The sequence below is a fragment of the Aeromonas sp. s13 genome, from assembly GCF_040907905.1.
GTDB classification, from domain to species: domain Bacteria; phylum Pseudomonadota; class Gammaproteobacteria; order Enterobacterales; family Aeromonadaceae; genus Aeromonas; species Aeromonas veronii.
This window is the reverse complement of the sequence record NZ_JBFOCS010000053.1, coordinates 17,489-39,881: the sequence shown is the minus strand read 5'-3', so window position 1 is coordinate 39,881 and position 22,393 is coordinate 17,489. Positions and strand designations below refer to the sequence as shown.

Genomic DNA, 22,393 nt, shown 5'->3' with positions numbered 1-22,393 from the left:
CACAGACGCCGGGAACGCTCTTCTACCCCGATTGGGAGTGAGAGTCGAATGCTGGCGGTCAGACCAGCAAACGGGATATCATGATTTCCCATCTGTCGGCGATATTTTCTCGCCGAGTTTTCTCCCCGCTTCACACTATTTGAAGGATCCGACCCATGAAAGGATGGAGCCCCTTGCTGGCCCTGCTGGGCTGTGCTGCTGTCCAGGCTGCCGATATTCCCGCCGGAACACAACTCGCCGCCGAGCAGATTGTCGTTCGCCACCTCAAGGATGAACCTGCGAGCCTGAGCCCTCTCAAGCTGGTCGGCCTGCCGGAGTTGCAGGTACTGCGGGATCTGTTCGAGGGGCTGCTGACCCAGGGGCCGGATGGCAAACCGGTTGCCGGGGTGGCGGCCAGCTGGGAGAACAAGGGCAACCAGTTCTTTACCTTCCATCTGCGCCCGGATGCGCGCTGGTCCAACGGCGATCCGGTCAAGGCCGGCGACTTCGTCTACGGCTGGCGCAAGCTGGTCGACCCGAAAGAGGCGGCCACCTTCGCCTGGTTTGCCCAACTGGCCCGTTTCGACAAGGTGGACGAGATCGTGGCTGGCAAATTGCCTGCCAGCGAGCTGGGGGTCAAGGCCCTCGATGATCACACCCTGCAAGTGACCCTCTCCCAGCCGGTGCCCTACTTCCTGAACCTGCTGAGCCACCCCAGCCTGTCGCCGCTCCATCAGGCCAGCATCGAGCAGTACGGCAACCAGTGGACCCAACCCGGCAAACTGGTGGGCAACGGTGCCTTTGTGCTGAACAACCGGGTGGTCAACGAGAAGCTGGAGCTGACCCCCAACCCTTATTACTGGGATCGGGCCCATACCGTATTGACCAAGGTGATCTTCATGCCGATCAATCAGGAGAGCGCGGCGACCAACCGCTATCTGGCGGGCGATCTGCATATCACCGAATCCTTCCCCAAGGAGCAGTACGACAAGCTGAAGCAGCAGATCCCGAATGAGGTCTACACCCCGGATCAGCTCGGTACCTACTACTACGCTTTCAATACCCGTCAGGCACCACTGAACGATGTGCGGGTGCGCAAGGCGCTCTCCTACACCATCGACCGCGCCCTGATCGCCGACAAAGTGCTCGGCACTGGCGAGAAACCTGCTTATCACTTCACTCCGGATGTGACCGCCAGCTTTACCCCGGCCGTCAACTTGCTCTCCACCAGCAGCCAACCGGCGCTGGACAGCAAGGCCAAGGCCCTGCTCAAGGAGGCCGGTTACGGCCCGGACAAGCCGCTCAAGTTGACCCTGCTCTACAACACCGCGGAAATTCACAAGAAGATGGCGCTGGCCATCGCCAGCATGTGGAAGCAGAAGCTGGGCGCCGAGGTCGAGCTGACCAATCAGGAGTGGAAAACCTATCTCGACAGCCGCCAGAGTGGTCAGTTCGAGGTGAGCCGCTCCTCCTGGGTCGCCGATTATAACGACCCTTCAGCGTTCCTTGGCCTGTGGGGCTCTCGTCACAGCGGCAATATGGCTGGCTTTGCCAATGCCCGTTATGACCAGCTACTGGCAGAGGCGGCCAGCACTCAGGATGCCGCCAGCCGCAGCAAGCTGTTTGGCGAGGCGGAGGCGATCCTGCTGGATCAAGCCCCCATCGCCCCCATCTACCAGTACACCAATGCCCGACTCATCAAGCCATGGCTCAAGGGCTACCCCATCAACAACCCGGAAGATGTGGCCTACAGCCGCCAGCTGTACCTCGTCAAACACTGACACCGGCCACAACGATGCGAGGCCCCGCAGGGCCTCGCTATTGATACTGTTCACACCCTGATTTCCAGCCTAAAATGTCGCCCCTTCTGTTCAATTAATCTTCAATGCCCAGTCAGACATGCGTTATTTGATACTGCTCTCGTTGTTGTGGACCCTGCCCGCGCAGGCCAATAGCGAATCCCAATGCCAGCAAGAGTTTGTCGGCTGGATGCTGCACCAGCAGCAACAGTTCAGCGATCGCAAGTCTGACAAGATGGAGCGGCGCCGTGCCGAACGGGCCATCGAGTTGGCTCGTCAGGAGTACGACAAGCAGACCAGCTTTTGCAAGACGATGGAGCTGGTGCGCAGCTACAAAGATAGCGATCCGCGCTTTAAACCGAGAAGCGGCGAAGTTCACGATTTCACACCGGCCAGCTGACCCTCACTTCATCAATTCATTGTGTTGATTAATTGACCCAAGCCAAGTTCGGGTCACTGAAGAGCCTTAGAATGATTAACTGAGAACGACAATAAAAAACATAGTTATCAGTTAGTTGGCTTTTTCAGGAACGACACATGACCAGACTCCATCAGGAGGGGGAGATACACTTCCCCGACAACATCGCACTCATCTCGACCACGGATCCCGCCAGTCATATTACCTATGCCAACCAGCACTTCTGTGATGTGGCCGGGTACGGTGCTGCCGAAATGGAAGGGGTGCCCCACAATCTGGTGCGACACCCCGACATGCCCAAGGTGGCCTTCGCCGACATGTGGCAGCGGCTGCGACAGGGCAAAAGCTGGATGGGGCTGGTCAAGAACCGCTCCAAAAGCGGTCAGTTCTATTGGGTAAACGCTTACGTCACCCCGATCCTCAATGCGCAGAAGGAGATCGTCGAGTTCCAGTCGGTGCGCACCAAACCCGCCGCCAGCGATGTGGCCTGGGCCGAGCAGCTCTATGGCCTGCTGCGCAGCGGCAAGGCACTTCCCTGGCTGAGCCGGTTTCACATTGAACCGGGTCAGCTGACCCTCTGGCTCTCCGCTTCTGCCTTGCTCACCATCCTTGCTACCTTTGCCACCGGCAACCTGTTATGGCTGCTGCCCACCGCCTTGTTGCTGTTGGCACAGGCAATCCACGGCTGGCGATTGCAGCAGCGGCTGGCTCATCTGCTCACCCTTGCCGATCAAGACAAGGGAACCCACCTCTGTCAGGTGCTCTACACCCGACGGCGCGATACCCTGGCGGCCGTCGAACTGGCCCTGCGAATGAAGCAGGCCGAGCTCAAGGCCGTGGTCGGGCGCAGCGCCGACACCAACCAGCAGATCCTGCAGGCAGCCGAAGATGACCGGGGCAATATCCAGACCATTGATACTCATCTGCAGCAGCAGCGCGCCCACAGCGAGCAGCTGGCGACCGCCATCACCGAGTTGAGCCACTCCATTCGCGATGTGGCCCACAGTGCCCATGAGGCGAGCAATCTGGTTATAGAGGTACAGCAGGTCTCCGATGAGGGGCTGCAAGCATTGGCGACCACCCGATCCGCCGTCAACCAACTTCATCAGGAGCTGGATGCCAACCATGCCGTGCTGGCCCAGCTCACCAGCGACAGCCAGAAGATCAGCGGTATTCTGGAGGTGATCAGTCAAATCGCTGACCAGACCAACCTGCTCGCCCTCAATGCGGCCATCGAGGCCGCCCGGGCGGGCGAACAGGGGCGCGGTTTTGCCGTGGTGGCGGATGAAGTGAGGGCGCTGGCCCAGAAGACCCGAGCCTCGACCAGCGAGATCCACGAGATGATCCAGGCGCTGCAACAGACTACACAACAGCTGTCGGACGGGATGACACAAGGGGCGCAGACCTCGGTACGCTGCCAGCAGCACGCGGGCACCACCGCCGACGTGCTCACCCAGATCAACCGGATGCTGGGGCAGGTAACCCGCACCAGCGACGAGATCGCCCAGGCGGTGAGTCAGCAGGCCGACGTCACGGCGACCCTCGATGAAGGGGTACACCAGATCCACCAACTGGCCAGCCACACCGCCGACAACAGCAGGCAGGCCCTCGATGGCATCACCCTGCTGGTAGAGCGGCTGCAGGATCTCTCGCGGCTGATCAACCAGTTCAGATATTGAAGCGACAGTAATAAAAAAGCGCGTCAACTGACGCGCTTTTTGTTGCTCTTGCCTTGGCACAACAGGCTTATTCGGCCGTCTCGCTGCTGGCAAACTCCGGCACCTTGGCCATGGCATCCAGCACCACCTGAATACCGGCGCCCGGTTTGCAGGCGTTCTCGCTCAGGTGACGACGCCAGGCGCGGGCCCCCTGCATATTCTGGAACAATCCCAGCATGTGGCGGGTCATGTGGGAGAGGTAGTTGCCCTTGGCCAGTTCCTGCTCGATATAGGGCAGCATCATCCGCACCACTTCGTGGCGGCTCGGCACGGCGTTGTTCTGGCCGAACACCAGGTTGTCTACCTGCGCCAGAATGTAGGGGTTCTGATAGGCTTCACGCCCCATCATGACGCCATCGACGTGTTGCAGGTGCTCGAGAGTCTGCTCCATGGAGGTGACACCGCCGTTGAGGGCGATGGTCAGCTCCGGGTAATCCTGTTTGACCCGATAGACCCGAGGATAATCGAGGGGCGGGATCTCGCGGTTCTCCTTGGGGCTCAAGCCACTCAGCCACGCCTTGCGGGCATGGACGATAAAGGTGTCGCAACCGGCATCGCGCACCTGTTCGATGAATGCCTGCAGAAATTCGTAGGAGTCCTGTTCGTCGATGCCGATACGGGTCTTCACCGTCACCGGAATATCGACCACATCGCGCATCGCCTTGACGCAGTCTGCCACCAGCGCCGGTTCACCCATCAGGCAGGCACCAAAGCGACCGTTCTGCACCCGATCGGAGGGGCAGCCGACGTTGATGTTCACCTCGTCATAGCCGCGCTCCTCGGCCAGCTTGGCACAGCGCGCCAGATCGGCTGGATTGCTGCCACCCAGCTGCAGGGAGATGGGGTGCTCCTGCTCGCTGTAACCCAGATAATCCCCCTTGCCGTGGATGATGGCGCCGGTGGTCACCATTTCGGTATAGAGCAAGGTCTGGCGGCTCATCAGTCGATGAAAGTAACGGCAATGCCGATCAGTCCAGTCCAGCATGGGGGCGATGGAAAAACGCTGCGCCTGCATAAAAATCATCCGGGTTGGCTAAAGAAAGGGGCGGATTTTATCACAACGTGAAGCAGCCCCAGAAAATGAATTTTGTCGCCGCGCCATGCGAGGCCCTGTGATAGTATCCGGCTAATAGAAAGGGTATCTGCGCGATCATGAATCAAGACCAACTTTTACAACGAGCCGAGCGACTCTGTATACAGCGAGGGAGCCGCTTCACCCCGACCCGACGTCAGGTATTTCGCCTGCTGGCGGCACACGGCAACGCCATCAGCGCCTATGATTTGTTGGCCCAGCTGCAACAAACCGAAGCGAATGCCAAGCCGCCAACCGTCTATCGGGCACTCGATTTTTTGCTCGAACAGGGCTTTGCTCACAAGGTGGAATCTCTCAACGCATTTATCTTCTGCTGCCACTTCGATCACGCTCACCCGATGCAGTTGCTGATCTGCGACGAGTGCGGGGATGTGGTCGAGCTTCACGATACGGCGATCGATAGCGCGTTTTCCGAGCAGGCCCACTTGCATGGTTTTACTATTACCAATAAGACGATAGAGGCACATGGCCAATGTGCCCGTTGTACGCCCACTGTAGGAAGTCATCATGAAGGCTGATTTTGTAAATCCGTTCCTGCTATCCCTGCTCAATGTGCTCTCGACCATGGCACAGCTGGAACTCAAACCGGGCAAACCGAAACGCAAGATGGATGAGCTGGCGCGCGGCGACGTCTCCGGCCTGATTGGCATGGTCGGCCCGCAGACCCGTGGCTCCCTCTCAATCAGCTTCGAGAAGGGGCTGGCGCTGGAGATCATGCGCCGCATGCTGGGGGAAGCTCCCGCCAACATCAACGAAGAGGTGACCGACATGGTCGGTGAAATCACCAACATGGTGACCGGCGGTGCCAAGCGGATGCTGGGCGAGAAGGGCTACGAGTTTGACATGGCGACCCCCATCATCGTCTCCGGTCCCAACCACACCATTACCCACCGTGCCGATGGCACCAAGATCATGATGCCGTTCGAATCGGATTTCGGTCGCGCCACTATCGAAATCTGCTTCGAGTAACCCTATGTGGAAAGCATTGAAATGGATTTTCATCTGCTGGGCCCTGCTGTTGATCCTGTCGGACATTCAGATCAGCACCTCCCTCTACAAGTACGAAGATAACCGGGTGCTCATCAACTTCCCGCGCTGGGAAACCAAGCAGCCCTGGGGCACCTTCGAGTGGTATGCCGGACGGGTAGAAACCCACTGGTATGGTCTGGAGGGCAAACCCAAGCCGAAAGGCCCGCAAATCTGATCCGGTAACGGATCCGGCAGAAACAAAAGAGGCCAGCAGCTGCTGGCCTCTTTGCTATCTCGTTGTTTCTGAATCAAGCCGCTTCGGCAGCCAACTTCCTGCTTGGTCGCACCAGGATGCCGATAATGCAGGCCAACAGAGTCGGCAGCAGCCAGGCAAGCCCCTTGTCGAACAGCGGCAGGAAGGCAAAGCCGTCCATCGCCATCCCGGCAGCCCCCAGCCCATCGAGGCAACCAAACAGAAAGGCGACCGTCAGCACGCCGCGAAACGCCAGCCGTGGCTGGGCAAACCATCCCTTGAGGAAGGTCACCAGCACCAGCGCGATGGCCACCGGATAGATGGCCACCAGCACCGGAATCGAGAGGCCGATCAGCTCGCTCAGCCCCACATTGGCCACCACTGCACAAAGCGCCCCCAGCAGCATCACCCAGTTGCGATAGGCCCAACCTGTCAGGCCATGGAAGTAGTCGGCACCGGCACAGAGCAGGCCGACCGCACTGGTAAAACAGGCCAGGGTGATGATGGCAGCCAGAATAAACTGACCCGGTTGACCAAACAGACTCAGGACGTAAGCATTGACGATGACGCCGCCGTTGCTGATATCGCTCGCCACCCCACCGGCGCTGTTGCCCAGCTGAAAGAGCGAGACATACACCGCCGACAACCCGACCGCCGAGATCAAGCCTGCAATGGTCAGATATTTGAACTGGCTGCGATAATCCTCAATCCCCTTCTGGCGCAGCAACCCGATGATCAGGGCTCCAAACATCAGGGAGGCCAGGGTATCCATGGTGTTGTACCCCTCCAGCATTCCTTTGGTCAGGGCTGCATCTATGTACTCACCGCTGGCATCAGGCATGGTGCCCTGCGGCGTCATAAAGACCCCGACCGCCAGAATGAGCAGCATCGCCATCAGGGCTGGGGTCAGATACTTGCCGACCGCATCGAGCAGCTTGCCCCGATCGAGCGCCACCAGGATCACCAGCGCAAAGAAACTCAGGGTGTAGATCAGCAGCCCCGCATGACCGGCATCGCCGAGCCAGGGCTTGAGCCCCATCTCGTAGGCGACCAGACCGGTGCGGGGAATGGCAAAGGCTGGCCCCATGATGATATAGATGGCGATGGCCAGCGCCGTCGCCGCCCCGGCGGGCAGATAGCGGGTCATTCCGGTCCAGCCACTCGCGCCGCCCCCCGAGCTCCCCTTGGCCACCGCAATCAGGGTGATCAGCGGCAAACCCACTGCCGTCAGCAAAAAGCCGCACATGGCGGCCAGCAGATGCTCACCAGCCATAAAACCGGCCAGCGGCGGAAAAATGATATTGCCAGCCCCCAGATAGAAGGCAAACGTCATAAACCCCAATCCGAATACGTCGGACAACTTCAATGATTTCGTCAAACTCAACCTCATCTGCCTTATCAGCTTGTTATTGATTGCACCCACTGCCTGGCAGATAACCGGTAACAATACCTCTCGCCCCCACACAGCCCGCGGACCGGATGAGGCGCACCACCTTTAGCATAAAGAAGAGGAGTTCGATCTCAATCACCAATTAATATCTTGAAACAATTTACCGCTGTGGAATTAATCGCCGAACAACTCGGCGCTCCATAAACAGGTGTCACACGTTGCGTATGGGAGGCAAGAAGAGGGGAACGGGTTATAGCGGCAAGATACGGCTGCTCAGATGCAATCTGTGTACAGTGACAATTACGGCAGTGCAAGCGAGGCTCACAGAAAACAAAAGAGCCTGCACGGGGCAGGCTCTTGGCAATATCAGATCGGGTGTGATCAGGCAGCTTCGGCAGCCATCTCGGTCGGACGCACCATCACGCCAACTACGCAGGCCAGCAGGGTCGGCATCAGCCAGGCGAGGCCCTTGTCGAACAGCGGCAGGAAGGCAAACGCATCCATCTTCATACCGGCAGCACCCAGACCATCCAGGCAACCAAACAGGAAGGCAACCATCAACACCCCACGGAACACCAGACGGGGGCGGCCGAAGTAACCCTTCAGGAAGGTGACCAGCACCAGCGCCACGGCAACCGGATAGATGGCAACCAGCACCGGAATGGAGAGGCTGATCAACTGGCTCAGGCCCACGTTGGCCACCACGGCACAGATAACGCCCAGCAACACCACCAGCTTCTTGTAAGCCATGCCGGTCAGATTGTGGAAGAAATCGGAACAAGCGGAGATCAGACCGACTGCAGTGGTAAAGCACGCCAGAGTGATGATGGCCGCCAGAATGAACTGACCCGGCTGACCAAACAGGCTCAGTACGTAGGCATTGACGATGGCGCCACCATTGCTGACATCGGTCGCCACACCGGCTGCAGTGTTACCCAGCTGGAACAGGGAGACGTACACCACGCTCAGACCAACGGCAGAGATGAGGCCGGCAATGGCCAGATACTTGAACTGGCTCTTGTAATCGTTGATGCCTTTCTGGCGCAGCAGATCGACGATCAGGGCGCCAAACATCAGGGACGCCAGGGTGTCCATAGTGTTGTAGCCTTCCAGGATCCCTTTGACGAAGGGGCTGTTCTGATAGTCACCGGACGCATCAGGCATGGAGCCTTGCGGCGCTACGAATACCCCGACCGCCAGAGTCAGCAGCAGCAGCATCAGTACCGGAGTCAGGTATTTGCCGATGGCGTCCATCAGCTTGCCCTGGTTCATGGAGACCAGAATGGCCACACCAAAGAAGATCACGGTATAGGCAGCCAGACCCGCTTGCCCCATATCGCCGATAAACGGCTTGAGGCCCATTTCATAGGCAACCAGACCGGTACGGGGCGCGGCAAAGGCCGGGCCTATGATGATATAGATGGCAACGGCCAGCGCAGTCGCGACACCGGCAGGCAGCAGCTTGGTCATGCCAGCCCAGCCGTTACCGGCTTTCGCCACGGCCAGAATGGTCACCAGAGGCAGGCCCACGGCAGTGACCAGGAAGCCAAACATCGCCAGGGAGAGGTGCTCACCAGCCATGTAACCGGCCAACGGCGGGAAAATGATGTTACCGGCGCCCAGGTAGAAGGCGAAGGTCATAAACCCTAATCCGAGTACATCGGACAATGTGAGTGATTTCGTCAAGTTCAACCTCGTCTGTCTTGTAAATTATTGCTTGTTATAGTTTTTATCGGTCGCTGACCGGGTGTGTTCAGGGGGTATAAAAAAAGAGCCCCGCATGTTTTTTCATCGCAACCAGTGGTTTTAGCTGGTCTGGAGCGGGCGCTCGATCTGGAACCAGCATAATGGCGTGAAAAAATAGTTCAAGACGAAATTTACATCTTCAAATAGAAGGGGTTGGTCAGTTGGATATATCTGTCGGAATAGGCCCCATCAGCAGAATGGATCACAATTTCACCCCTCTCACACCTGTTTAATCCTCTGCCAAGTAGCAATAAAACACGATTTGCCTCTTTACCCTCTCTGGTGATAACAGCTGTATAACAAATGCCATGCAGATCATAATTCGCCGAAATGCATAAAATTTCATCGGCCATCGCCGTCGGCAGCACCAGCGCCACCTGCCCGTTCGGGCTCAGCAAACGATCGCAGGCCGCCAGTAATGCGGGGCTGTCGAGGGCGCCGGTATGGCGGGCCAACGCCCGCGCCGGATCGCTAAATGACTGGCCTGCCACGAAATAAGGAGGGTTGGAGACGACAAGATCGTAAGGGGCGGCCTGAAAATCCTGAATGGCACTCTCTATGACGGTCACCCGATCGGCCCAGGGAGAGGCAGCCGCATTCTCCCGCGCCTGGCTGGCCGCATTAATATCCAGCTCAACCGCATCAAGACGGCAGTCAGATCTGCTGCGCTGGGCCAGCATCAGGGCGATCAGGCCGCTGCCGGTGCCGATATCGAGCACTCGACGCGCCTGTTCGACCGGCGCCCAGGCACCGAGCAAAATGCCATCGGTGCCCACCTTCATGGCGCAGCGATCGTGATTGATATGGAACTGTTTGAAGGTAAATCCGCGACTACGTCCCATCTGGCCCCCGTCATCTGCAAAAATGGTGGGCGATTATAGCGGCTAAGACACACTCACCAATAGGAGCCGACGAGATAATCGCCTATAATCTGCCGTTTCCTTAATGACCGAGTATTGCCATGAGCCAGTCCTTTGATGATTTCGACCTGCACCCAGCCCTCAACCGGGCCTTGGCCGAGATGGGATTCACCCGCCCCACCACCATCCAGCAGATGGTGCTGGAGCCAGCCCTGGACGGCCGCGATATTCTGGCATCCGCTCCGACCGGTACCGGCAAGACCGCCTCTTTCCTGCTGCCGGCACTCCAGCATCTGCTGGACTTCCCGCGCCGCAAGCCGGGCCCCTGCCGCATGCTGATCCTGACCCCGACCCGCGAGCTGGCGCTGCAGGTGACCGCCCACGCCAAGGCGCTGGCGGCCCATACCAACCTCAGCATCGAAACCATCATCGGCGGCGTCAGCCATGAAGAGCAGCTGCCTGCCCTGACCAAGACCACCGACATCGTCGTGGCCACCCCGGGCCGTCTGCTCGAGTACATCGAGAAAGAGGAGTTCGAGAGCCACGACATCGAAGTGCTGGTGCTGGATGAAGCGGATCGCATGCTGGACATGGGCTTTATCAAGGATGTGAACCGCATCGTGGAAGAGGCACGCTACCGCAAGCACACCATGCTCTTCTCCGCCACCCTGGAAGGGGCCGGCCTTGAGAAGTTCGCCAACGAGATCCTCAAGGATCCGGTGGAGCTGCACGCCGAGCCGCCCCGCAGCGAACGTCGCCCCATTACCCAGTGGATCCATCTGGCCGATGACGCCGCCCACAAGCTGGCGCTGCTGACCCATATCCTGAAAGATCCGGAAACCCAGAAAGCCATTATCTTCGTCAAGACTCGCGAGCGTCTGGCGGAGCTCTCCGGCCAGCTGCAGGCGGCAGGCATCTCCTGCGCCTGGATCCGCGGCGAGATGGAGCAGAGCAAGCGTATCGAGTCGATCCGCAAGTTCCACGAAGGTGAAGTACCCTTCCTGATCGCCACCGACGTCGCCGCCCGCGGTATCGACCTGCCGAACGTCAGCCATGTCATCAACTACGACATGCCCTACGGCGCCGATGTTTACGTCCACCGGATCGGTCGTACCGGCCGCGCCGGCAACCGAGGATGCGCCATCAGCCTGGTGGAAGCCCACGACATGGCGATGGTCGCCAAGATCGAGCGCTACACCGAAGAGCGCCTCAAGCGCCGGGTGATCGACGAGCTGCGCCCGAAACACAAGGAAGCGCGGGTACCGGTGAAGAAGAAAAAGCCGGTCGACAAGAAGAAGTCCGCCAAGAAGAAAAAGAAGAAGTGATCGCCTGGCGATAAAGAGAAGGGCCATCCCGCGGGATGGCCCTTCTGCATTCTGAATCACTCTGACGAGTGGTTATGCCGCCACTCTGCGCATCCCCATATGGGGGATATCATCTTCGAGATAGCCTTCCCCTTCCGCCACAAAACCGTGCTGGCCATAGAAGCCCTGCAGATGGGCCTGCGCCCCCAGCCAGATGCTGTGAGTCGGCCAGCGCGCCTCGCACGCCTTGACCGCCTCGCCTATTAGCTGGTGACCGAGACCACCGCCACGCGCCTTGGGTGAGGTCACCACCCGGCCGATAGCGGCGCCGCTCTCATCGCCGATGCCGGGCGCCATAATCCGCGCATAGGCGGCCAGCAGATCGCCCTGATATCCGAGCAGGTGCAAGACCCCTTCGCGGCGATCGAGCCCGTCCAGATCCTGAAAGGGGCAGGTCTGCTCCACCACGAACACCTCGGCCCGCAGCGCCAGCAACTCATACAACTCGTCAGTGGTCAGTTCAGACCAGGGTTTCAGGATCCAGTTCATCGGCAACTCCTTATCAGTTCGGCCTGCCAGCATAATCGTGACGCCAGTGCCCTGCATTAACCTTTGTTAAGTTCTTTCAGCCGTTTGTGAATGCGGCTCAGACTGACTGGCTGGCGTAATGCCGAGACGGGCTCTATGAAAGGTCTGAAATCTGGTGGCAACACAGCCCCTCATGGCGCCTCGGCGACACTATTCCTTGTTCAGCGCTCTCAACCGCTTGCGAATGCGGCTCAGGCTGATGGGAGTAATGCCGAGATAGGCTGCAATCTGGTGGTCGGGCACTCTGGCATCAAGCGCGGGAAAGCTGTCCAAAAAGTGCTGATAGCGCGCCTGCGGGCTACCGGTCAGCAGCAACTGCTCCTTCTCCTCCTTGATGCGCAGCTGCACCTCCAGCAGGTGCTGGTACCAGCGCGGCCAGCCGGGCAGCTGGCGCAGGTCGGCCAGACTGAACAGCTGCAGACGACAGGGCTCCAGCGCCTCCACGCTGTAGCGGGCCGGCTCGCCACTGAGCAGGTGATGGAAGTCGAGAAACTCGTCCCCCTCCCAATAGAACTCCTTGATGTACTCGCGGCCATCCTCCAGCACCAGCTTGGCCCGCAGCAGCCCCTGCTCCACCCTGACCAGCAGATCCGGGCTGTCACCGGCGTGCCAGAGGCAGCTTTTCGGGCTGAGGGTCAGCGGGCGGGCAAAAGAGAGGAGGCGCGCGGCCTCCTCTTTATCTGCGACCTGCGCCCAATCGAAGGGGGGTCTGTCAGTCAGCATGATTAACCGCGACGCTGACGCACGGCTTCAAACAGGCAGACGCCGGTTGCCACTGAGACGTTGAGGCTGGATACCGCCCCTGCCATTGGGATGCTCACCAGCTCGTCGCAATGTTCGCGGGTCAGGCGACGCATACCTTTACCTTCGGCACCCATCACCAGCGCCATCGGGCCGGTCAGTTTGGCCTGATAGAGGTCGTGATCGGCCTCGCCAGCGGTGCCGACAATCCAGACGCCGCGCTCCTGCAATTCGCGCAGGGTGCGGGCCAGGTTGGTGACCTGAATAAGCGGCACCACTTCGGCGGCGCCACAGGCAACCTTGCGCACGATTGGGGTGAGACCCGTGGCCTTGTCCCGCGGCACGATCACCGCATGAGCCCCGGCAGCATCGGCGCTGCGCAGGCAGGCGCCGAGGTTATGCGGATCGGTCACGCCATCCAGTACCAGCAGGAAGGGCTGGCTCTGTTGTGCAGCCAGCTCGTCCAGCAGGCTGGCCAGATCGTGCTCGGCGAGCTTCGGCGCCTCTTTCACCCGGGCCATGATGCCCTGGTGATTGTTGCCTTCCGCTTTATCGTCGAGTGTCTTGCGGTTCACGCTCTGCACCTTGAGGCCGAGGGATTCCAGCTCGTTCAGCAGGGGTTGCAGCCGGTCGTCATCCCGCCCCTTGAGGGCCCACACTTCGATAAAGCGCTCCGGGGTGCGCTCCAGCAGCGCGGATACAGCGTGAATGCCGTAGATCAGTTCAGTGCTCATGTTCAAGATCCGTAGGTCGGGCCGCATAAATGCGCCCCGAAGAAAAATGGCCGTACCGGCAGCCTGACCACCATGATACTGGTCTCGTCACCGGTCGCTAAATAATGGCGCATCATACCAGAGAGACCGGCATCTAGGGAGGAGGAAGCTGCTCGGCCAAGCTCCGGATCTATGACAGGCCTCTTGATCCGGCCCGGCAGTGACGAAGTGGGCTTGCTATGCGGCGCTCAAGACGATGGGAATCCCGACTTCACTACCTGACATCGTGAAAGCGATAAATCCGCCCATTCTCGTTCACCTCCGCCACCTTTCTCAAAGCCTCCGCTGGCGACAAACCGAACTTTCGGGTTAACACAACGAACAGATGGTAGAACTCGGATTTCAAATCCGCGGCGAAGATCCCCGGATCATCAGATCCCAGACAAATAGACATAGGGACATCACCTTTAATTGCCTCACCCGGCAAACCCATCCAACGAAAGATATGATGCTCGCTAACATCTCGATACTGGCTGATACGGGTATTGCTGGTCGGAGGGCACTCAATCGCGATGTTTCGGTCTGCCATTTTTGCCATCACCGCCTGTTGCAACGAAACTAACGCCTCATCCGGCAAATATTCCAAGGTAACATCAACGAATTCGGCACGCTGCTTTCGCACATTGTCATCTGTCAGCCATTGCCGATACAACTTCAGTGGCCTTTTCATGCCCGCTACTTTAAACAACTCTCTAGCGTGCTCGTACTCTTCCAACCAGAGGGATTCGGGCTTTAATGGCCCATCCAGTTCACCCAGCAGGCCTTCCGATTCAGCCAACACGCCTCGCAACTCAAACACCTGATCAAGAGTGGTAATCGAGATCTCGTCTTCCAGCGAAAACACCTTATGGGCCAAACGAACCGCTTCAATCGCTGCATCACTGGCGTAACGCAGTAGCTGTGGATGATTGCGAAGTTCCCGCCAGATAAATACCAAATCGAGCAATCGCGTCTCTTTGGTCATGGACAGAGACGATGGCAAAGAGCGTTTCCAGATGTTAGGCGTGATGCCAATGGCGGTGCAGTGACCAAGACGGTCGCCATTACGCAACGGCAAAAACCTCAAGGCATCATCAATGGAACGAATACCACTGATCAGATGCGGGAAGTCCTCGCCAACATGATAGGTAAAATGAGCAATACCGGATTTTGCCAGCACCCGAAACAAGGGGCCAAACAATTCCGGTGGCGCGTGCATCTCATTGGCAGCGGCATCCACACCTCGAACCCAGCGGGTCAAACGTGGCTCATGATTCAGGATCTCCATCAGGATAGCTGCCTGATTTTTTACATCCTTGAACAGCAACGCGTAGGGATAGACTTCATCCTTTTGGGGCTTTTTCTTGATGAAGTGCAGCACCAGCGCTAGCTCGGCACATATACTGTCAGGCTTAACCTGCTCAAGATTATCGAGCACTTGGGTGATATTGAGTGGCTGGGGATGTTCCCAGTCTACGGTCATGTGACCTTTAAGGTATTCCCAATACCCACGCAAAACACTGAAGATCAGTTTTTGCATTTTGTTGGGGTCGCTCTTCGGAGCAAAACGCCCTTCCAGATAACGAACCTGAGAATACACACCCGCCCCATGTGCATGTTTGAAACGAGACAAATAAGATTTCTCGGTCTCTTCCCTCAGCTCCGTCATGGTGTATTTCTGGAACTGATCAAACCCGAAAAAATCGTCTCGCTGAACCAGCAGGGTCAAATACTGATTCTGAATTAGCAGGTAAACCCAAAGCAGTCGTTCCAATCCTTCTGGCGCACCATGCCGCCATTTTTCCAACAACCCGGTTAGCAAGCGAAACTCAGACTCCTGGCGGTATTTGTCATCTGTTGGCCAAACCGTCGTAAACCCGTACTCCTGGTCATTATGCAGAATGGTGCTGTCCGCCAACTGCTGCGGGTGCTGCAATGACACCATCCAATCAGGCAACACCATGCCCTGAGCTACCCGGCAAAGAATTTCACGAATATTACAGGCGATCTGCAAACGCTCCCTGAAGATGACAGGCGTCAGGGAGGGATCAATCTGGGCACAGAGTTGTTTCATCTCTTGAACCGCCCAGCCCTTCTCGAAATCTCTGACTGTCACTTCTGGGTGTTTGAGTGCATCCAGCCAACACTCTTCCGCACTGGTACTGCCATTCAGATGTTGATGAGTTTCGTTCAGCCGCTCACGGGTAAGGTAATCCTCAACCGCCGGATGATAGGGATACAAAGGCCAGCGAAAGTTGTAATCCTGACTGGCAGGACCAGGATTAAACACCTGATGGCACGCCAGAATCGGCAGACACGACACCCTACTCATCAACGTTTGCCATTCCGAGAACAAAGCAAGATCGGTTTTGGGGCCACCTTTCTCGTTTTTAACAAATTTTTCAGCGATAAAACGCAAAGCCGCAATGGGGCCAAGTTTCATATTTCGCTGTTTGAGTTGTTGTGCCAAGGATGACCAAGCAGATTTGGCTACATGATCAGGCAAGCTACGCGTCTGCTCGTATTGAGCAAGGAACACAGATGACTCCACCCTGTCATCAAGTGATGACTCATCAAATGAAGCATCACACAGGCAATGCAACAGCGCTGTTGAATTAAGAATAAACCGCTCCATCTCCAATCCTTATATAGTGGTCATCATTTTTTGCCTGACTTTATATCCGAAGGGAGAACGGCATTTTCCTCTGCTGGCTTGGATTCAGCATATTTTACACTTGCGATTGTTGCAGAGTTCAGTGATTTAATTATTTTATCGAACGGTTTACTATCATCAGGATCACATTGTGTAATCAATGCACGCCAGTCATCTTCAGAAAACAACTCATACCCTACAATATCAAAAATAAGATCACGAAGCCCTTCCTCATTTTTAAGTGATTTCGATGAACTATTAACGCCACCAAATGGGAAGATAAATGGGTGAAGGATAGGACAGCTAATTAACAAGAAAAATAATGGGTTAGTATCATTCCACTCCTTTCCTGATGTCTTTAAGATAGCAGACATATCCCTGAGCTTCTCCTCAAACTCTTTTACTGATGTAACCGGATTAAGCCGCAACCCTGCCCCAAGGTAATCTCTATCCTCCACCGCATGATATAAACTTTCCTCAACCAAGACAGCATGAAGAAGAGCCAATACATTAAACCGCATGATCTTTGCAGCATTAGAGTGCATAGCAATAACGCCATGCCAAGCCTCTGGCTTATTTAGCCTATTTTTATGTAGATCCGCCACATTATTAATATTAAAATAAAATCTAGTCCAGATTTTTCCTATCAATACTGCAGAAGGCCGAACCTTCGGCTCCACATTTTTAACACAATCAAGCCAACTAACAATAGCATCAAAGGCGTCTTTAAATTCCGCTTCAATTTTTGGCTCAGCACCACTTAATTTATCGTCGTCATCATCATCATCTATCTGGCCTAAAACTTCGTTTTCATCATCAGCTTTACCAGTCTTCACCTCTGCGCGCGCAGCAGCATTACTCCAGGGAGGAGCAATACAAGTTGGTTGCGATATGATTTTATTAAAAACTTTAGACGCTGCAGAACTATCATACGAACATGCAGCGATATCAGAAATAGCGCCGATCAAGTTGAAAACACTACTAAAATCCATCAGGTTATTTGATGCAACTGTACTTAAAGATGCAGCCATTGCCACTTTGGCTAAACCACTTTCTCTATTAAGTTTAAACTGTTGATAATGTTCTATTTTTTCCTTTCTTGAACCACGATTTAATTGGACTTGACCGATAAAAACTCCAACTTTTCCGTCATTACTTGTATCCGCTATAACTGCAGAACAACGGTTAGCCCAATGAGAGGCGCTTTCATTTCTGCCAACGGACATATAGGCAACATACTCACTGACAAGCTGCTCAAATTTTTCCTTATCATTTTCCGCCTGAACTAATCCGGAAACGAACTGGTTAAATATACTAACCGAACCACAACCTACTAAAAGCATTTGTAATACTTTAGAAAGGCTTCCCTGACAGTTTTCACTTACCTGAGACGCTAAGTAAATAGCACAATTTCTTAGTGCCTCACTTTCAGACTGAGGACGCAAATAAAATCCGGTGTTAAAGTCACGGTCCTGCTTAACATAGGTAAATATATCTTTACAAAGCGAATCCATACCAAACCGATGCTGTTCATAATTCAACCCTGCTCGATAGATGCTGCTTAGCATCGAGCCATACAAGGCATTTCTAAGTAACTTCGGATCAGACTTTTCATCGCTGTCTTGCTCACCTGCTATTTTCACCGATGTAACATGATCCTTTTTGGTATAGAAATCCTGAAGCACCTGCATCAACAACCGCACAGGCTGCTTCAGCAGCTCATTCACATACATATCCGCATCAGAACCCACCCTCAAATTGAGACCTTCCCTAACAGCATCGCCAATCGCTTGCCGGATTTCTATAGCGTCAATATCCGGCATGGCAAGCTTGGTTTTAACCCTGATATTTTCTTTACGAGCTTTTCCCTTTTCGCCAACCAGTTGCAGCATAGTCTTCAGCTGCATACGTTTCTGTACAGGAAACAGTTTCAACAAATATTGTTGCTCAAGGTGTTCCACCATATACCCCCGCTCGGCCAGTCGGGCGCTCTCTTTCTCTTGATCGAGCAAGGTTTTACTGTAATTTTCGTATTGCTTACCGCGAATTAACTGGGAATACAGACGCAAATCGCCGGTCGCCACCACCACCAATTTCTGGCTATTAAAGAATTTTCGAATAGATTCAAGAACATCCCAACCCGTATCAAACTGGGTATCGATATCATCGAACGAGATCAAAATGGCCTTGCAGCCGAGAATTTCACACGCACGTTCAACCAGTTGTTCAAATATTTGCGATAAATTCTGGCCACCAATGGAGTAGTCAAGCTGGGCATCCAGCTTCAAAGCGTCACTGAAATATTCCGGTTTGTACTCCTTGTCGGTCAGCAAATGCAGACCCCGTTTGAGTTGCTCAAGGTGGCTCTGCCATTGTTCCTTTTGTTTTTTTTGGTCATTTGACGACCAGCATCCTTTTAACTTGTCGGACACCATTTTGTTCAAACGGGCGGTCACCGTGACCAGAATGGGTTCATGACGCGGCAGCTTGGTAGGATCGATGGTCGGCAGACACTTGATACTGACGCGGGCATCAGCTGTGTCACCATTTAAGGATTTGACCACGCTATTGATAAAGGTGGTTTTACCTGCACCACGAGTACCATCCACAAAGAACACATTACGGCCAGACTCATCAATAACCCTTGTTACGTCAGTCGGCTTATCAGCGTCAGGTGGGGTAACCGAATCTCGAATGCTCTCAACCAACTGATCACGCAACGCTTTCTGGATCAGATCTCCGTCTTTGGTACTGCCAGGAAGATTGGAGGCGAACAAGTCGATGATGATGTCGTTATTTTGTTGATTTTCAGTCTGCTTGTTATCAGTCATATCGGTATCGATCCAGTCATTTTGTTTTTTGGCCAGCCTGTGCATCAGAACTGGCGCTTTAAATTTAAACAGCATTGATTGATGCAACGCTCAAGATGGAAAAATGGGGCACCCGCCTTGCTGAGCACCTCGTAGCAGCCCACAGACCAGCAACCAGTCACCCCAGTCACCCCAGTCACAGGTGGGCATGGTATTTTCCCCCTGTAAATCGCCGAGGCGGGTTGAGCGGGTCAGTAGTAATTAACATGGACACCCATCGTTGTTCGGCAATCAAATCGGGAGGGTTACATTTTGATGGGATGTAATGGGCATTAATCGCTTATCAATTCAATTTGATCTGCGTGACAGCCTTCAGCCTGCTGCTTTTAACCTGCGATGTGGTGCTGGCCTGGCTCATGTTGCCAAACGGCTATGTTAGCGAGCAAAGCGGGGGAGGGAAGAAGGAGATGATAGTTTCCTGAGCAAGATCAATAAATTAATCGGCAAGGGGAGTTCTGGCGTATAGCAGCAATACCGAAGGGGCTATATGAAAAATAGGACACTCACCTTTCTAAGTGCAGCGTAGCGACCAATAAAGTGACCATCGCGCAGGGAGTATGCCCCTCGCCATAGGCACGGCGCTTGGCCGCTCTCCGCCGAAGGGCTAAACCCCTCCCCTTTTCGCTGACCATAAAAAAATCCGAACCCCGGTAACAGGGTTCGGATTTTTTTGTCTTTGGGGCTATCAGCCGCTGGCGGAGATAACCCCGGGCCATCAACCCTACGACCTCAGCCCAGGTAGCCAGACCCAGGCCATAGGCCGAGGGTTTACCCCTTGGCCTTATCGCGAGCCTTTTTGCTCGGTCGTCTGTTGCTCGGTTTGGCGCGGCCACCCTTGTCGGATTTGCCGTGATCCTTGCCCTCTTTACGTTTTTCGTGGCGCTGGGCTCTCTTGGCCTTATCTTTCTTGATCTCGGCCTGCTTGCGCGCCATCTCTTTGGCGTTCTTGCCGGTGGCCTTGAGCGGCTCTTCCACCATCACGAAGTCGATCTTGCGATCGTCCAGGTTCACGCCCATCACCTTGACCCGCACCTTGTCGCCCAGACGGTAGCGACGGCGGAAGTTCTCGCCAATCAGCTGCATGTGCAGGGGATCAAACTGGTAGTAGTCGTTGGTGAGGGTGCTGACGTGCACCAGACCATCGATATGGATCTCCGCCAGACGCACGAAGAAGCCAAAGCCGGTGACGCTGGCGATAACGCCGTCAAACTCGTCACCCACGTGATCCAGCATGTACTCGCACTTGAGCCAGTCGGCCACGTCGCGAGTAGCATCGTCGGCGCGGCGCTCGGTCATGGAGCAGTGCTCGCCCATCGGGTCCACTTCTTCCAGCTGGTAGTGATAACCACCGCTCGGGGTCCACTTGTGGCGCAGGTTGCCCTGTTGCTCCTTGGCAGTCTGGTACTTGATCGCCCGGTGCAGGATCAGGTCGGGATAGCGACGGATTGGCGAGGTGAAGTGCGCATAGGACTTCAACGCCAGACCGAAGTGACCGATGTTGTCGGCCTGATAGATGGCCTGACGCATGGAGCGCAGCAACATGGTGGAGAGCAGCTCCGCATCGGGGCGCCCTTCAAACTTGGCAGCCAGCTCGGCGAAATCCTTCGGCTCGGGCTCGAGGCCGCCCTTGAGCTCCAGACCCAGTTCGGCCAGGAAGTCGCGGAAACCGGTCAGACGCTCTTCGCCAGGACGATCGTGTACCCGGAACAGGGCAAAGGCTTCGTTCTTCTCGATGTAACGGGCAGCAGCCACGTTCGCCTGGATCATGCACTCTTCGATGATCTTGTGGGCATCGTTGCGCACCAGCGGCACGATGCGGTCAATCTTGCGCTGGGCGTTGAAGATGAAGCGGGTCTCCTCGCTCTCGAACTCCACCGCGCCGCGCTGGTGACGGGCATGCTTGAGCGCCTTGTAGAGGTTGTTCAGCTCTTCGATGTGTCCCACCAGCGGATCATACTGCTGGCGCAGCTTGGGATCGCCGTCGAGGATCGCCGCAACCTTGGTGTAGGTCAGACGGGCGTGAGAGTTCATTACCGCTTCGTAGAACTTGTAGCCGGACATGCGGCCAGCGGCGGAGATGGTCATCTCGCACACCATGCAGAGGCGGTCAACTTGCGGGTTCAGGGAACACAAGCCGTTGGAGAGCACCTCAGGCAGCATGGGCACCACGAACTCGGGGAAGTAGACGGAGTTGCCACGCTGATACGCTTCGGCATCCAGCGCCGTGCCGGGCTTCACGTAAGCGGAGACGTCAGCAATGGCAACCCACAGACGCCAGCCACCACCGCGTTTGGCTTCACAGAAGACAGCGTCATCGAAGTCGCGGGCATCTTCGCCGTCGATGGTCACCAGCGGCAGGGCGCGCAGGTCGATGCGGCCCTCTTTGGCTTTCTCCGGCACCTGCTCGCCTAGACCGGCAACCTCTTTGGTCACCTCTTCCGGCCAGGTGTGCGGAATGCCGTGGGTACGCAGGGCAATTTCGATCTCCATGCCCGGCGCCATGTTCTCGCCCAGCACTTCCAGGACGGTGCCGACGGCATTGATGCGGGAGGTGGCGCGCTGGTTAATGCGCACAACCACGACCTGGCTCTGACGAGCCCCTTTGTTCTCCCCTTCCGGGATGATGATGTCCTGGCCGATACGGCTGTCATCCGGCACCACGAAACCAACGCCATTCTCGACGAAGTAACGGCCGACAATGTCTGCCTCACGGGACTTGAGCAGGCGCACCAGACGCGCTTCCTGACGACCCTTGCGGTCGATCTCGGTCGGTTGCACCAGCACGTAATCGCCATGCATCAGGCGTTGCATCTCTCGGTTGTTCAGATACAGATCCGGACCACCACCTTCCGGACGCAGAAAACCGAAGCCATCCTTGTGGCCGATTACATAACCTTTGACCAGATTCAGGCGATCCGGCAGGGCATAACATTGGTTGCGAGTGAATACCAGTTGTCCATCACGCTCCATGGCGCGCAGACGACGACGCAAGGCTTCCAACGGCTCTTCATCTTTCAGCTTGAGGACCTTGGCCAACTCTTCACGGGACATGGGCTTTTCATGGCCCTTGATGAGTTCCAGGATCAACTCGCGACTGGCGATGGGGTTATCGTATTTTTCGGCCTCGCGTTCGAGGAAAGGATCTTTTTGAGACATAAGCAGGCCTTAGGGTAGGTGGTAACGGTGCCATTATATCGGAGGGGGGGGCGAATGGCATCCATCGGCTGCCTTTTGGCCAATCTCTCTGTCATACTATCTTC

17 protein-coding genes are annotated in these 22,393 nt (G+C 55.9%); 7 read left to right on the top strand and 10 right to left on the bottom strand.

Annotated features, from left to right (window positions below):
- The first annotated feature begins 155 nt into the window (after positions 1-155).
- From AB5Y82_RS09465 to AB5Y82_RS09455, 3 genes are all read left to right on the top strand, one after another.
- A complete protein-coding gene (locus AB5Y82_RS09465; RefSeq protein WP_368173905.1) occupies positions 156-1,760 on the top strand; it encodes an ABC transporter substrate-binding protein in 1,605 nt (534 codons plus the stop codon).
- A 118-nt stretch (positions 1,761-1,878) separates the two neighbouring features.
- The gene (locus tag AB5Y82_RS09460) at positions 1,879-2,178 is read left to right on the top strand and encodes a hypothetical protein (RefSeq protein ID WP_005335795.1); all 300 of its coding nucleotides are present in this window, start codon (positions 1,879-1,881) and stop codon (positions 2,176-2,178) included.
- Positions 2,179-2,315: 137 nt separating this feature from the next.
- A complete protein-coding gene (locus tag AB5Y82_RS09455; RefSeq protein WP_159144369.1) occupies positions 2,316-3,875 on the top strand; it encodes a PAS domain-containing methyl-accepting chemotaxis protein in 1,560 nt (519 codons plus the stop codon).
- 67 nt (positions 3,876-3,942) lie between these two features.
- Here AB5Y82_RS09455 and dusA read toward each other — a convergent pair whose 3' ends face one another.
- Entirely contained in the window at positions 3,943-4,929 is a 987-nt protein-coding gene (gene dusA, locus AB5Y82_RS09450) for a tRNA dihydrouridine(20/20a) synthase DusA (protein ID WP_368173904.1), read from the bottom strand.
- 137 nt (positions 4,930-5,066) lie between these two features.
- Here dusA and zur point away from each other — a divergent pair, with 137 nt between their 5' ends.
- The 3 genes from zur to AB5Y82_RS09435 are packed head-to-tail and all read left to right on the top strand — an operon-like array spanning position 5,067 to position 6,211.
- Complete coding sequence (gene zur, locus AB5Y82_RS09445; protein ID WP_107682785.1) at positions 5,067-5,525, top strand: zinc uptake transcriptional repressor Zur; 459 nt, start codon at positions 5,067-5,069, stop codon at positions 5,523-5,525.
- Positions 5,515-5,976, top strand: coding sequence for a chemotaxis protein CheX (locus AB5Y82_RS09440; RefSeq protein ID WP_005335807.1), 462 nt, complete (start codon positions 5,515-5,517; stop codon positions 5,974-5,976). The genes zur and AB5Y82_RS09440 overlap by 11 nt, the downstream gene beginning before the upstream one ends.
- Positions 5,977-5,980: 4 nt before the next feature.
- Positions 5,981-6,211: a hypothetical protein gene (locus AB5Y82_RS09435; RefSeq protein WP_368173903.1), complete on the top strand. Its 231-nt coding sequence runs from the start codon at positions 5,981-5,983 to the stop codon at positions 6,209-6,211.
- A gap of 73 nt (positions 6,212-6,284) precedes the next feature.
- Here the strand turns inward: AB5Y82_RS09435 and brnQ (AB5Y82_RS09430) are convergent, their stop codons facing one another.
- The 3 genes from brnQ (AB5Y82_RS09430) to AB5Y82_RS09420 form a co-directional block, all read right to left on the bottom strand.
- A complete protein-coding gene (gene brnQ, locus AB5Y82_RS09430) occupies positions 6,285-7,562 on the bottom strand; it encodes a branched-chain amino acid transport system II carrier protein (RefSeq protein ID WP_368173907.1) in 1,278 nt (425 codons plus the stop codon).
- 438 nt (positions 7,563-8,000) lie between these two features.
- Complete coding sequence (gene brnQ / locus AB5Y82_RS09425; RefSeq protein ID WP_041236099.1) at positions 8,001-9,305, bottom strand: branched-chain amino acid transport system II carrier protein; 1,305 nt, start codon at positions 9,303-9,305, stop codon at positions 8,001-8,003.
- Between the two features lie 191 nt (positions 9,306-9,496).
- A complete protein-coding gene (locus AB5Y82_RS09420; protein WP_236269396.1) occupies positions 9,497-10,207 on the bottom strand; it encodes a tRNA1(Val) (adenine(37)-N6)-methyltransferase in 711 nt (236 codons plus the stop codon).
- 119 nt (positions 10,208-10,326) lie between these two features.
- Here AB5Y82_RS09420 and srmB point away from each other — a divergent pair, with 119 nt between their 5' ends.
- On the top strand, positions 10,327-11,550 hold the full coding sequence (srmB, locus tag AB5Y82_RS09415) for an ATP-dependent RNA helicase SrmB (RefSeq protein ID WP_005335816.1): 1,224 nt from the start codon (positions 10,327-10,329) through the stop codon (positions 11,548-11,550).
- A 72-nt stretch (positions 11,551-11,622) separates the two neighbouring features.
- Here the strand turns inward: srmB and AB5Y82_RS09410 are convergent, their stop codons facing one another.
- The 6 genes from AB5Y82_RS09410 to rnr form a co-directional block, all read right to left on the bottom strand.
- On the bottom strand, positions 11,623-12,078 hold the full coding sequence (locus tag AB5Y82_RS09410) for a GNAT family N-acetyltransferase (protein WP_206874703.1): 456 nt from the start codon (positions 12,076-12,078) through the stop codon (positions 11,623-11,625).
- 189 nt (positions 12,079-12,267) lie between these two features.
- Positions 12,268-12,840: a Crp/Fnr family transcriptional regulator gene (locus AB5Y82_RS09405; protein ID WP_058056465.1), complete on the bottom strand. Its 573-nt coding sequence runs from the start codon at positions 12,838-12,840 to the stop codon at positions 12,268-12,270.
- A gap of 2 nt (positions 12,841-12,842) precedes the next feature.
- Positions 12,843-13,592 carry a 23S rRNA (guanosine(2251)-2'-O)-methyltransferase RlmB gene (rlmB, locus tag AB5Y82_RS09400; protein WP_201953495.1) on the bottom strand — a complete coding sequence of 250 codons (750 nt, stop codon included), beginning with the start codon at positions 13,590-13,592 and terminating at the stop codon, positions 12,843-12,845.
- Between the two features lie 253 nt (positions 13,593-13,845).
- Positions 13,846-16,245: a hypothetical protein gene (locus AB5Y82_RS09395; RefSeq protein ID WP_368173902.1), complete on the bottom strand. Its 2,400-nt coding sequence runs from the start codon at positions 16,243-16,245 to the stop codon at positions 13,846-13,848.
- Positions 16,246-16,268: 23 nt separating this feature from the next.
- Positions 16,269-19,169 carry a hypothetical protein gene (locus AB5Y82_RS09390; protein ID WP_368173901.1) on the bottom strand — a complete coding sequence of 967 codons (2,901 nt, stop codon included), beginning with the start codon at positions 19,167-19,169 and terminating at the stop codon, positions 16,269-16,271.
- 732 nt (positions 19,170-19,901) lie between these two features.
- Positions 19,902-22,289 carry a ribonuclease R gene (gene rnr, locus AB5Y82_RS09385; protein WP_368173900.1) on the bottom strand — a complete coding sequence of 796 codons (2,388 nt, stop codon included), beginning with the start codon at positions 22,287-22,289 and terminating at the stop codon, positions 19,902-19,904.
- Between the last annotated feature and the right edge of the window lie 104 nt (positions 22,290-22,393).